This window comes from Acinetobacter sp. LCT-H3, from assembly GCF_001866125.1.
In the GTDB taxonomy this organism is placed as follows: domain Bacteria; phylum Pseudomonadota; class Gammaproteobacteria; order Pseudomonadales; family Moraxellaceae; genus Acinetobacter; species Acinetobacter schindleri.
The window spans coordinates 125573-139205 of record NZ_MODX01000001.1 but is presented as its reverse complement, the minus strand read 5'-3'; the positions used below and the strand labels follow the sequence as shown (position 1 = coordinate 139205).

The window sequence follows — 13633 nt, the reverse complement described above, 5'->3', positions numbered from 1 at the left end:
AAAAAATATTTTTCAATTTGTTATTTTTAGGTTTCATTTTGTGTATATAACTGACAAAAATTGTCAGTTAGTTGACATAGTTTACCTTAATATAATGGGTTTATTACCCAATTCATTCTTTAAATCATCTATTTTTCGATCGTAATATTGATCTAGAATTTTTCCAATTTCTATAACACCTTCAATCACACCCTGCTTAAACTGCTTTTGCTTTAATAATTGAACAATATGCTGACAAATCTGATCCCAGACTTCTTGAGTGGTTGCCTGCTTAATTCCCCGATCAATCACAATTTCAACCTTATGCTCACACAAGTTTAAATATAGCAATACCCCACTATTATATTCGGTATCCCAGACACCGAGCTCGGCAAAGAGTTGTCGAGCTCTACATAAAGTATCCTGATAATAGGCTGATCGTGCAGATAAGCATCCCTCGATTACGACCTGAATTTCTCCGACATGACCATGTTCTGCTTCTTCAACAGCTAGTGCAATCGCATGCTGATCCTGCTTGGAGAAAAACCGCTTGGTTGCCGGCATATAAAAGAAATGCTTGAGCCAACGCTTAAAACTTGGCTGTGCATATTCTTCCAGCTTCGGCTGTGTGACAATCTCTGTTGTATCTGTTGTTGTTACCATGAGCCTGATGCTCCTCCCCCACCAAAACTACCACCGCCACCGCCGAAGCCACCACCAAAACCACCACGCCCACCACCACCGCCACGACCTCCACCTGCCATAAAGGCATGCAGGATCAACTGAGCAAGTGAGGTCACGAGCAAAAAGAAAACTCCAGCACCAATTAATAGGCTAGCGACCAATCCCATACCATTGACTAACCCGGCTGCGGTACCCGCTACTGCAGCAGTGGCCGCACTCAACTTCCTGCCAAAGATCATGGAACTAATGACGCCAGCGACGATAATAAAAATAACCGAACCAAAAGTCGCTTGAGATGCTTGCTGCGCTTTATAAGTCTGCTCCTGACGCTCTTTAAGCTCAGCCGCTGCCTGAGCTGCAATTTCTGGATCCAGATTTAGAATACGCTCGATTTCAGCCAGCCCAGCATCTATCCCTTGCGCATACTGACCCTGCTTAAACAAAGGTGTAATTTTGTTATTAATAATTCGTCCGGCCACAATATCCGGCAGTACACCTTCTAGACCATAACCAGTCAGGATCTGAATCCGGCGGTCGTTAATGGCTATGGTCATAAGTAAGCCATTATCACGTTTAGCAGAGCCGAGTTGCCAGGCCTCAGCGATACGCATGGAATAATCAAAAATATCTTCCTGCCCAGTGGTCGGCACAATCACGACACCAATTTGGCCTTTACCGGCATTATGCAAGTTTAAAATGCGTTGACTAATCGCCTGCTTTTCAGCTGGACTGAGTAAATTTGCCTGATCAATCACCGGTTCATTCAGACTCGGCAAGTCCCGCTGCAACTGTCCTTCTGCCATATCATTGGCAATCTGTGTTTGTGGCGCTGGTGCAATTTCTGTTTCAGCTTCACTTTTTTGAGCTGAAGTATTCTGACCAGTTTTAGGTTGTAAAATTTCACGCGCCACGATGACTTCTTCAGTATCTGTAGTCGTGGCTGTTTCTGCTGAAACAAGTGTGGTTAGCCCCATCCCCAACATGAGGAGCAACCCAGCACAGTATTTCAGCAGCATCTCAGGCATGTGATTTCTCGCTTATTTACAATTCATGAATTATTCAAAGGAAACCGTTGGAGCTTTCTGAGCACTTTGCTCGGCACTGAAGTTTGGTTTGGTATCCATACCAATCACTTTAGCTGTCATGACCTGCGGGAACTGACGTGCGTAGCTATTAAAGTCCTGAACTGTGGTGATATAACGATTGCGTGCCACAGCAATCCTGTTTTCTGTACCTTCCAGCTGCACCTGTAAATCACGGAACTGCTGATTGGCTTTCAGGTCTGGATAGTTTTCAGTGACCGCCAATAAACGTGATAAAGCACTGGTCATTTGTGACTGTGCTTCCTGATAACGTTGGAATAGTTCAGGATTTTCCAGTACTTCCTGATCGACTTTGAGGCCTGCTACATTAGCACGCGCCTGAGTGACTTCTGTGAGTACCTGCTCTTCATGCGCGGCATAGCCTTTCACCACATTCACCAGATTCGGTACCAGATCGGCACGACGTTGATACTGGTTCTGTACTTCAGACCAGGCTGCAGTCACAGCCTCATCTTTGACTTGCAAGGTGTTATAGCCACAGCCACTCAGGGTTAAGGTACTGGCCAGTATCACAGCTATGAGAGATTGTTTTAATACACGCATGATGTCTCTTCCTCAATTCTTTATTGATATTTATATAATTAATTTGATTTTAAACAGTATTTTCTAAAGTTTTGTTACTTTTTATAATCTTTTTAATGCTTCCTATTTTAAGTTTGCAAATAATTAAAGATTAAAAAAACCTGCCGTAGCAGGTTCCTTAAATGATTACAGTGAATTTTTAACTGTTAGATATCGAGGTAATCCAGAATACCTTCAGCAGCCTGACGACCTTCCCAGATCGCAGTGACTACTAGGTCAGAACCACGCACCATGTCACCACCGGCAAAGATTTTCGGATTTGAAGTCTGGAATTTATATTGCTGCTGTTCAGCGGCAAGCACACGACCAGAACCATCTAGATTAATCTCGACATCTGCAAACCAGTCCGCTGGGCTGGTACGGAAACCGAATGCCAGCAGTACTGCATCCGCAGGCAGAATTTCTTCTGAACCTGGAATTGGTTCTGGACTACGGCGACCACGGCTATCTGGTTCACTCAGTTGAGTGGTCACAAATTTCACGCCTGTCACTTTGTCATTTTCGCCAATGATTTCGATTGGCTGACGGTTAAACTGGAATTCCACACCCTCTTCACGCGCATTTTTTACTTCACGACGTGAACCCGGCATATTTTCTTCATCACGACGATAAGCACAGATCACTGACTCAGCACCCTGACGGATTGATGTACGGTTACAGTCCATCGCAGTATCACCACCGCCTAACACGATGACTTTTTTACCTTCAACGCTGATGTATTCTGATGGATCTTTTTCCCAGCCCTGGCAACGATTGACATTGGCAATCAGGAAATCCAGAGCATCGTAAACACCATCCAGGTCTTCACCGGCAAAGCCACCTTTCATATAGGTATAAGTACCCATACCCATAAATACCGCATCGTAGTCAGCCAGTAACTGGTCAATTGTTACATCTGTACCAATTTCAGTATTCAGACGGAATTCAACACCCATACCGGTGAAGATTTCACGGCGGCGTTTCATTACATCTTTTTCCATCTTGAATTCTGGAATACCAAACGTCAGCAGGCCACCAATTTCCGGACGTTTGTCAAACACGACTGGCTTTACGCCGGCACGAACTAAAATATCCGCACAACCAAGTCCGGCAGGACCTGCACCAATGATCGCGACTTTTTTATTAGTCCATTTTACATTGGACATATCTGGACGCCAGCCCAATGCAAAGGCGGTGTCATTGATATATTTTTCTGCATTACCAATGGTGACTGCACCGAAACCATCATTTAAGGTACACGCCCCTTCACATAGACGATCTTGTGGACAAACACGACCACAGACTTCAGGCAAGGTATTGGTTTGATGGCATAGTTCTGCTGCCTGGAAAATACGGCCCTCTGCCAGCAACTTCAGCCAGTTTGGAATGTAATTATGAACCGGACATTTCCATTCACAATACGGGTTACCACAACCTAGACAACGATGTGACTGATTTGCAGCCACTTCAGTTGTGAAAGGTTTATAAATTTCCACAAATTCTGCTTTGCGGACGTCAATCTCTTTTTTCTCTGGATCTTGGCGTGCTACATCCAGGAATTGAAAGTCATTACTTAGGCGTTCTGCCATGTCTCTCTCCGTGGGTAGATGCAAGGGATTCACAGTTACCTTGCATCTGCCTTTATTTCTGCAGTAGTGGAATTATTGTGGATCAGCTTGAGTTGTTTTCAACAGCGTTTGCAAGTTGGCAGCTTTTGGTTTTACCAACCAGAACTTACGGCTATAGAAGTCAAACTCGTGGCGGATCTTGTACGCCCAAGCACTACCTGTTTCTTTAATATGTTCATCCAGGATACGACCCAGGAACTCTTTGTGCTCTTCCATCGCTTCCGTAGAAATACGATTCAGCTCAATCAGTTCATGGTTGTAATGGTCAACGAAGTCATTATCCAGATCAAGTACATAGGCAAACCCACCGGTCATACCTGCACCAAAGTTGTGGCCTACTTTACCAAGCACAGTCACAATACCACCAGTCATATATTCACAGCAGTGGTCACCCGCACCTTCAATCACGGCAAAGGCACCTGAGTTACGTACCGCAAAACGCTCACCTGCAGTACCTGCAGCAAACAATTTACCGCCAGTCGCACCATACAGACAGGTATTACCAATGATCGCAGTATTTTGCGTCTGGAATGGCGAACCTTTCGGTGGGAAGATCGAGATACGACCGCCTGCCATGCCTTTACCAACATAATCATTGGCATCACCTTCAAGGCTGATGTGCAAACCACCGGCATTCCATACACCCAGTGACTGACCTGCTGTACCCAGCAAGTTTACTTTAACCGGATGAGCTTCCATGCTGAGGTTGCCATAACGTTTTGCAATCTCACCAGACAGACGTGCACCAATCGAACGGTCACAGTTACCAATGCTGTAGTGATATTCGCCACCAGTACCCGCTTCAATCGCTGGCAGAATTTCTTCTACCATTTTCTCAGCCAGAATACCTTTGTCAAACGGCGCATTGCCCTGAACTTCACAGTACTGTGCTTTACCTTCAGCTGCAGGATGTGACTCCAGCAGTTTGCTCAGGTCTAGATGTGCATGCTTGTCAGTTTCACCTGGCAAGACTTCTAGCAGATCGGTACGACCAATCAGGTCTTTCAGACTGGATACACCGAGTGCTGCTAACCATTCACGGGTTTCTTCAGCAATAAAGGTGAAGAAATTAATCAGCATTTGCGGTTCGCCGATGTAGTGCTCTTGACGCAAGTGATCCTGCTGAGTTGCTACACCGGTTGCACAGTTATTCAAGTGACAGATACGCAGGTATTTACAGCCCAATGCGATCATTGGCGTTGAACCAAAACCAAAGCTTTCTGCACCCAGAATTGCTGCTTTCACAACGTCCAGACCGGTTTTTAAACCACCATCGGTTTGTACACGGACTTTGCCACGCAGGTCATTTACGCGAAGGGCTTGATGCGCTTCACTTAGACCAAGTTCCCAAGGCGAACCTGCATGGTGAATAGAGGAAAGTGGAGAAGCCGCTGTACCGCCGTCATAACCAGAAATGGTAATGAAGTCAGCATAGGCTTTCGCTACACCTGCCGCAATCGTACCGACACCTGGTTCAGAAACAAGTTTAACTGACACCATCGCCTGTGGGTTAACTTGTTTTAAATCAAAGATCAACTGTGATAAATCTTCAATTGAATAGATGTCATGATGCGGTGGTGGCGAAATGAGGGTTACACCTGGTACAGAGTAACGCAAACGAGCAATGAGACCGTTTACTTTACCGCCCGGCAACTGGCCACCTTCACCTGGTTTTGCACCTTGCGCGACTTTAATTTGCAGGACTTCTGCTGACGTTAAGTAAGCAGGCGTCACACCAAAACGGCCCGATGCAATTTGTTTGATTTTCGAGTTACGGATGGTGCCGTAACGCGCTGGATCTTCACCGCCCTCACCTGAGTTTGAACGACCACCAATCGTGTTCATGGCAATCGCAATCGCTTCGTGGGCTTCAGGCGACAAAGCACCTAAAGACATACCCGCAGAGTCAAAGCGAGGCAGGATCTCTTCCACCGATTCCACTTGATCCAGTGCAATCGAATTGTCTGTTTTGAGTTTGAATAGGTCACGGATCGTTGCGATCGGACGGTTATTCACAAGTTCTGCATATTCTTTAAAGTCAGCATAATTACCAGAACGTACTGCTTTATGCAGTGAATTAATTACGTCTGGGTTAAATGCATGGTATTCCTTGCCGAATACAAATTTTAGCAAGCCACCCTGATCAATTGGTTTACGGTTTTTCCACGCGATATCAGCCAATTGTTTCTGGTCATTTTCAAGATCAACAAATGTTGCACCCTGAATACGACTTGGTACACCAACGAAGCATGTGTTCACGACTTCATTGGATAAGCCCACTGCTTCAAACAGCTGACCGCCACGGTAAGAAGCAACCGTTGAAATACCCATCTTGGACAGGACTTTCAGCAACCCTTTTTCAATACCCTTACGGAAGTTGTTTTGCGCGTATACCGGATCACCCAGCAATTCACCTTTCGCGACCAGATCATTGATCACGTCATACGCCAGGTATGGATAGATCGCTGTCGCACCAAAGCCCAGAAGTACAGCAAACTGATGTGGATCACGAGCAAAACCGGTTTCGATAATCAGATTCGCATCGGTACGCAGACCTGTATTGATCAGATAATGGTGTACTGCACCGGTGACCATCACAGCATTAGCTGGCAAGAAGCCTTCACGGATTTTTTTGTCTGAAAGAACCAGTAAAGTTTTACCATCACGAATCGCTTGAGCAGATTCTTCACAGATACGTGCAATCGCCGCTTCAAGGCCTTCCGCTTCTGGATAGTTCAGGTCGATGTCCGCAATTTCATAACCTTTACGACCAATCGTGCGGATCTGATGCATTTTTGAATTCGTCAGCACGGGGCTGGATACAATCAAACGGTCTGCATGTTCTGGGCTTTGCTCAAATACATTCTGTTCACGACCGAAACAGGTTTCCAGTGACATCACGATTGATTCACGTAGTGGATCGATCGGCGGATTAGTGACCTGCGCAAACTGCTGACGGAAGTAATCGGAAACGTGACGGACCTGACGTGATAACACCGCCATAGGCGTATCGTCACCCATTGAACCTACAGCTTCCTGACCGCTTTCTGCGATTGGACGTAATAACTGGTCACGTTCTTCAAAAGTCACCATGAACATTTTCTGTGCCGCTTTCAGGCTATCGCCTTTTAAGCCTTGATCGCACAGATATTCTTCCAGCTCAGGGCTACCCTGTAGACGTACTGAATTTTCACGCAGCCATTCACGGTATGGACGCATACGTTTCAGGTGGTTATTGACATCCTGAGTATCTAATACTTTACCAGTCAATGTATCCACAACCAGAATCTGACCTGGACCTACACGACCTTTAGATACTACATCTTCAGGCTCATAACCCCATACACCGATCTCAGACGCCAAGGTGATGTAACCATTTTTAGTCACGACCCAACGCGCAGGACGCAAACCATTACGGTCCAGCATACAGATCGCATGACGACCATCCTGTATTACAAGTCCTGCAGGACCATCCCATGCTTCCATATGCTTAGAGTTAAACTCATAGAAGGCACGTAAGTCAGCATCAAGTGTTTCAACATTCTGCCAAGCGGGTGGAACCAGCATACGTAGCGCACGGAACAGGTCCATACCACCACCTACGAGGATTTCCAGCATATTATCCAGACTAGAAGAATCCGAACCAGTACGGTTAACAATTGGGTTCAGTTCAGTCAAACCTGGCAGTAATGGATTTTCGAATTTAGGTGTACGTGCCAACGCCCAGTTACGGTTCGCAGTAATGGTGTTAATTTCACCATTGTGCGCCAGGTAACGGAACGGCTGCGCCAAAGGCCAGCGCGGCAAGGTATTGGTCGAGAAACGTTGGTGGAAGACCACAATATGTGACGCCAGACGCTCATCAGCCAGGTCAGTATAGAAGTCAGCAATTGCTGCCGGCATCATCAGACCTTTGTAACTGATCACAGTTGAGCATAAGGTAGTCACATAGAAGTATGGATCATTTGTCAGTTTCTGCTCGGCACGACGACGCGCCAAGAATAACTTACGGTTAAATTCAACCTCAGTGACACCGATTGGGCAGTTAACAATGACCTGTTCAAAAGCAGGCAAAGACTGCATCGCAATCTCACCTAACGCGCCATTATTGGTTGGTACCACACGCCATGCAATAACGCGGCAACCTTCTTCTTCAATTTCTTTGGTTAATACTTGTTTTGCGTGTGCTGCCAGTGCAGGATCCAGGTTCAGGAAGATCGTACCTACAGCAAAAATTTCGCTTAAGGTAATATCACTTAAACGCTTTGCTTCTTCACGAAAGAATTCCTTTGGCATTGCCAAAAGCAAACCACACCCATCACCGGTCTTACCATCTGCGGCAATACCACCACGGTGGGTCATACAACTTAAACTATGAATTGCGGTCTTGACGAGATCATGGCTTGCATCACCCTGCATATGGGCGATCAAACCGAAACCACAGTTATCTTTAAACTCATCCGGTTGGTATAAACCTTGAGCGGGAGCTACATTATTAGGCGATGGCATGTGCATAGCGTACCCTTCTTATCACAAAGCCCTGGCGGGCTGTTAAACAATCTAAATCCGTCTTTGCGATGGCGTCCAATTTACTTTCGAGGAAATTTCTATTAGCAGAGTAAAACTTTTCTTCACACCTTGAAGATAAACCTTTTCAGATTAATACGCATGAAAAATAAAGTTTAAAAGACTCAGAAATCACATAAAAATAACGACTAAATATGACACTTACGCATAATCATCGAATCATTTTCGCGCCAAAACAGGGAGATTAATTCAATTCATGCACCAATAAAGCAAAGAACATGCCAACTTGATGCACTAAGACAGAAACAATACCAATGACAAAGATTTAGCAAATATTAGATACAGAGTGATGATTTTTATTGTGTATTTTTTGCACCAAAAGCGCACATTTATAGCATTTTTTCATACAGGGTGCGCTATTTTAGCTCGCACCCAAATTTGTATCAGTTAAAAGGATCACTTATCTCTTGTTCTTCAGCACGTTGTTGACCATTAGGTTGAGCACGTGGCGTTGACGGTACAGTGCTTTCAGACTTCTGCACATCTACCACATTTCCCGATGGATCACGACGAACAATGGTTGTACTGGTGGTACTTGGCGTATTTGATGAGGGCTGGCTCTGCGGTTCAGGAACTACTGTTTCCTCTACTTTTGGTAGAGGCACATTTTTTAATCGTACTTGATAAAGTTTCTGGTTAGACGTCAGCTCATCAGAACCTAAGTTATTCACATAAGGTTGATAATCCTGAATTTGCTGCACAGCCGGTTTGACTGATTTTGGCAAATCCATATTCAGATGGTCCAGTGCCTGCTTTGCTTGATTGGCTGATTTATAAGAACCATAGAGTAAAACATATTGCTCAGGCATATTTTCGCCTGACAGACGTAAGTAGATGAATTTATTACGATCTATCTGTTTTCTTAAAAAGTTTTTAATAATGATTTCATCAGAGACCCGAAATAGCTCAATCGCATACTGATTTTTAAATTGAGTAACATATTTGGTACCACGAAACTCGGCTTCATGGTTTGCATTTACAATGGTGCGTGTGGTCATATCCAGCGGATGAACTTCCTCATTTAATGCACCAAGATTGGTCATTGAAGCAACTTTTTCTGGTTGAATCAGTAGTTCAACCTCTGTTTCAGGCTTTTTCTCTACAGGAGTGACCTGATCCTTATCTGTAATTGCCCAAAAAATGAGCGCAACAAAAAGACAGCCTACCGCAGTCACCAGCCAAAAATAATGCTGAATCTTTTGCCATGGCGTATGGAGTGCTGTCATTTTCTAAAATTACCTATGCCTGATTGGCCAGAATGGCCTGCTTCATTAATTCTACATCAAAGTCTCGGGTGATAATCGCTTGTCCTAATTGTTCCAGCAATACCAGACGTAACTGTCCATTTAAGACTTTTTTGTCATGTGCCATATATCCCAGGAAATCATCCAGAGGAATTTTAGGACAAACAATCGGAAGTTTGGCACGAGAAATGATTTTTTTTGTACGCTCTACCTCGGCTGCGGAAATCCAGCCCATACGCTGTGATAAATCAGCGGCCATGACCATACCGGTTGCCACCGCCTCACCATGCAGCCATTCACCATAGCCCAGATAAGACTCGATGGCATGGCCAAAAGTATGACCGAGGTTGAGTAAAGCACGCTCACCTTGCTCTTTTTCATCATTCGCCACGATACGGGCTTTATGCGCGCATGAACGATAAACAGCTTCAGCCAGCAACTGCTCATCACGAGCAATCAGACCTTCCATATTGGCTTCCAGCCAAACCAGGAAGTCCTTATTACCGAGTAATGCATATTTAATGACTTCAGCAAGACCTGCTGATAATTCACGATCTGGTAAGGTTGATAACTGGGACATATCCGCCAGCACGACTTGTGGCTGCTGGAAAGCACCAATCATGTTTTTACCGAGTGGATGGTTGATCCCGGTTTTACCACCGACACTGGAATCCACCTGCGAAAGCAAAGTTGTTGGCACTTGAATAAAGTACACACCACGCTGGAAACAGGCTGAAGCAAAACCAGCCATATCACCAATCACGCCACCACCCAACGCCAATACCGTACAATCCCGGTTAAAACCTGCTTCAAGCAATGCATCAAAAATCAGGTTTAAATGTTGAATATCCTTAAATTTCTCGCCATCAGGCAAAATACAGGTCGCTACCGTTTTACCCAGTTTTTCCAAGGCTGTCTTATAGTGTTCCAGATATAGTGGTGCTACCGTATCATTACTGACAATCATCACCTGTTTACCATGAATATAAGGTTCTAACAGCTGCTGAGGATTTAAATCGCTACCAATAAAAATTGGGTAACGACGTTCACCGAGTTCGACATGTAAGGTTTGCATGATGGGGTAACCACTTTTTTACTGAGCTTATTTTTTCGGAAGGATGAGATTCAGAATACGCTGTGCCAGATCGCGTGCAGCGCCCTGATTGGTCTCAATAATATGGTGTGCGACTTCCCGATACAGCGGATCCCGAATTGCCAGCAGATCTTTAAGTTTCTGTTCTGGATTCTCAACTTGTAATAAGGGACGGTTTTTGTCGCGATAGGTTCGCTGGAGCTGGATTTCTACAGGAGTGTAGAGATAAACAACGATGCCTCGCTGTTTCAGATATTCGCGGTTAGACGCCTGAGTCACCGCACCACCACCTGTGGCCAAAACCAACTGTGGTCGTAAAGTTAACTCATCGATGACAACCGTCTCACGACTGCGAAAGCCCTGCTCACCCTCTTTTTCAAAGATCCAGGGAATCGTTGCACCTGTTTTACGCTCAATTTCATGATCACTATCCAGAAATTCTCGTCCTAACAATTCTGCTAAATGCCGTCCTACTGTTGTCTTTCCCGCCCCCATCGGCCCTACCAAATAGATATTTGGCAGGGATTCAAACTCTTTGCTTGGCAAGGAGTCACCTATTCATTTTGTTAATTTCAAAATATATTAATGATTTCTTGAAACACTGTCATTAACAATTCGAGGTGTAACAAAAATCAGGAGCTCACGCTTATTGTCAGATTTAAGATCTCTACGAAATAAATGACCTAAATATGGAATATCTCCCAAGAAAGGTACTTTAGTTTGTCCATTCCGTGTTTCTTGCTCAAAAATTCCCCCCAAAACTACCGTTTCTCCATTATCAACCAGCACATTAGTGCTAATTTGATTTTTATTAATCGTTAATTGACCCGTTGGAGTCGGGTTTCCAGGAGTATCACTGGTAATATTGAGCAGCATCTGAACTTTACCGTCAGGTGTAATACTAGGAGTTACATCTAAGCTGAGGGTTGCATCAATAAATTCAGTAGTTGAAACTGCATTTGCACCACCCCCTTCTGAAGATTGATACGGAATTTGTGTACCTGATGAAACTTTAGCCGCCTGCTTATCTGCTGTTAAAACTTTAGGTGTTGAGATCACTTCACCATAACCATCTGCTTGTAAAGCAGAAAGCTCCAGATCTAACATAAAGTCAGATAAGCTAATCAAGCCAAAAGCAATTCGACCAGCAGGGTTTGCAACACCCAAGTCAACATTCAAATTATCTGGGCGTTGAATATCATAGGTATACCCACCTAAATCACTTTCTTGAGGATCACGCAAATCCCAAAGTGTAGTGTCACTTCCACCCACTAATAGATTATTATTATTAGTAATGCCCTGAGAAAGAATTCCCCATTTCACCCCGATTTCTTTGGTGAATTCAGTCGATGCACGCACAATACGTGCTTCAACCATGACCTGCTTTACCTGTACATCAAGCAGATCCACCATATTGCGGATTTTATCGATAAAAGGCTGAGTATCATTTACAATTAAAGTATTGGTACGTGCATCAATAGAAATAGAACCACGTGAACTCAGTAGACTCTCCTTATCATCTCCACTTGTACTGCCTGTATTAGAACCGGCACTTGAGGCCCCTTTATTCTGCGTGATGAGCTTTTCAATATCAGCTGCTTTGGCATAACTGAGTTGCATATATTCTGTCTGAATAGGAGCAAGCTTTACACTTTGTGCAAGTGCTTTGGCTTCTTCTTCTTCAGCTTTAATGAGCTCAGATACAGGCGCTATCCAGATTACATTACCATTACGACGCTTATCCAAATTCTTAGTCTTTAAAACAATATCTAAAGCCTGATCCCAAGGCACTTCCTTAAGACGTAAAGTAATATTGCCTTGTACGCTGTCTGCTGCAACCATATTAATGTCAGTGAAATCTGCTAGTAGCTGTAATACTCGGCGAACTTCAATATCCTGAAAATCTAAAGAAATTTTCTTACCAGTATAATGCTGAGCAGCTTTTGGACGTAATGGATTTTTCTCTTCTGGGCGTTTTAAACTAATTGTCAGTTTATTATCGGTTTGATAAGCCATGTATTCATAGCTATCTGAAGTTTGAATGGTAATCACTCCAGAGCCATTCTGGTTGACTGCATCTACTGTCGAAACAGGTGTAGCAAAATCATTCACATTCAGACGACGCGTTAAATGAGTAGGAATCTTGGAGCCTAATGCCCGTACAATAACTTTAGTGCCTTGCTGTTGTACATCAACCGGTGTATTACCACTCGCCAGATCGATCACGACCTGACCTTCACCTTTCGCCCCGCGCTGGAACCCAATATTGGTAATGCCTTGAGTATTTTGTTGTACGACTGGCTGTACAGGGATAACTGGATTGGTTGAATTGATTTTTAGAATAAAGGTATTGCCTTCAACACGCGTGGTAAATGCACCCGCATCAGCCAGATTCACAGTTAAACGTGCACGCTGGGCATCTGAAGTCACATCTACAGAACTTGCTTCTTTCGTTGCAACAGCAATACTGCTTTGTTTTAAATTCTGCTGTGCTTTATCAAAATCCAGAATCAGACGTGATGGTGATTCTAATTGATAAGCTTGTGGTTGAGGCGGCAAGCCATTAAACATCACGCGAATTTCAGTACCTTGACCAGGAAGCTGCATTGGTACCACATTGGTCATCGAAACCTGTGCACTTGCCGCCTGCATAACAGCAATGGCAACTGCCCCCATTGAAAACTGACGAAACACATGATTCATTGTATTAGCATCCCCAAAAATAAATTCTTTAAAACTTTTATTCATTGTTAT

General features: G+C 44.2%; 9 protein-coding genes. All 9 read right to left on the bottom strand.

The window, feature by feature from the left end; translation table 11 throughout:
• Positions 1-81: 81 nt before the first annotated feature.
• The 9 genes from BK820_RS00670 to BK820_RS00630 all read right to left on the bottom strand — a co-directional run bounded on the left by BK820_RS00670 (position 82) and on the right by BK820_RS00630 (position 13627).
• The gene (locus BK820_RS00670; protein WP_071319802.1) at positions 82-642 is read right to left on the bottom strand and encodes a TPM domain-containing protein; all 561 of its coding nucleotides are present in this window, start codon (positions 640-642) and stop codon (positions 82-84) included.
• Positions 636-1688, bottom strand: coding sequence for a TPM domain-containing protein (locus BK820_RS00665; RefSeq protein ID WP_071319801.1), 1053 nt, complete (start codon positions 1686-1688; stop codon positions 636-638). The genes BK820_RS00670 and BK820_RS00665 overlap by 7 nt, the downstream gene beginning before the upstream one ends.
• 30 nt (positions 1689-1718) lie before the next feature.
• Positions 1719-2309, bottom strand: coding sequence for a LemA family protein (locus BK820_RS00660; protein WP_071319800.1), 591 nt, complete (start codon positions 2307-2309; stop codon positions 1719-1721).
• A 185-nt stretch (positions 2310-2494) separates the two neighbouring features.
• Complete coding sequence (locus BK820_RS00655) at positions 2495-3916, bottom strand: glutamate synthase small subunit GltD family protein (RefSeq protein ID WP_071319799.1); 1422 nt, start codon at positions 3914-3916, stop codon at positions 2495-2497.
• A 72-nt stretch (positions 3917-3988) separates the two neighbouring features.
• On the bottom strand, positions 3989-8464 hold the full coding sequence (gene gltB, locus BK820_RS00650; RefSeq protein ID WP_171260570.1) for a glutamate synthase large subunit: 4476 nt from the start codon (positions 8462-8464) through the stop codon (positions 3989-3991).
• A 461-nt stretch (positions 8465-8925) separates the two neighbouring features.
• Positions 8926-9768, bottom strand: coding sequence for a hypothetical protein (locus BK820_RS00645; protein WP_071319797.1), 843 nt, complete (start codon positions 9766-9768; stop codon positions 8926-8928).
• Between the two features lie 13 nt (positions 9769-9781).
• Positions 9782-10861, bottom strand: coding sequence for a 3-dehydroquinate synthase (aroB, locus tag BK820_RS00640; RefSeq protein ID WP_071319796.1), 1080 nt, complete (start codon positions 10859-10861; stop codon positions 9782-9784).
• A gap of 27 nt (positions 10862-10888) precedes the next feature.
• Positions 10889-11425, bottom strand: a complete 537-nt coding sequence (gene aroK / locus BK820_RS00635; RefSeq protein WP_071319795.1) for a shikimate kinase AroK — start codon at positions 11423-11425, stop codon at positions 10889-10891.
• A 36-nt stretch (positions 11426-11461) separates the two neighbouring features.
• Positions 11462-13627, bottom strand: a complete 2166-nt coding sequence (locus BK820_RS00630) for a type IV pilus secretin PilQ (protein ID WP_071319794.1) — start codon at positions 13625-13627, stop codon at positions 11462-11464.
• Between the last annotated feature and the right edge of the window lie 6 nt (positions 13628-13633).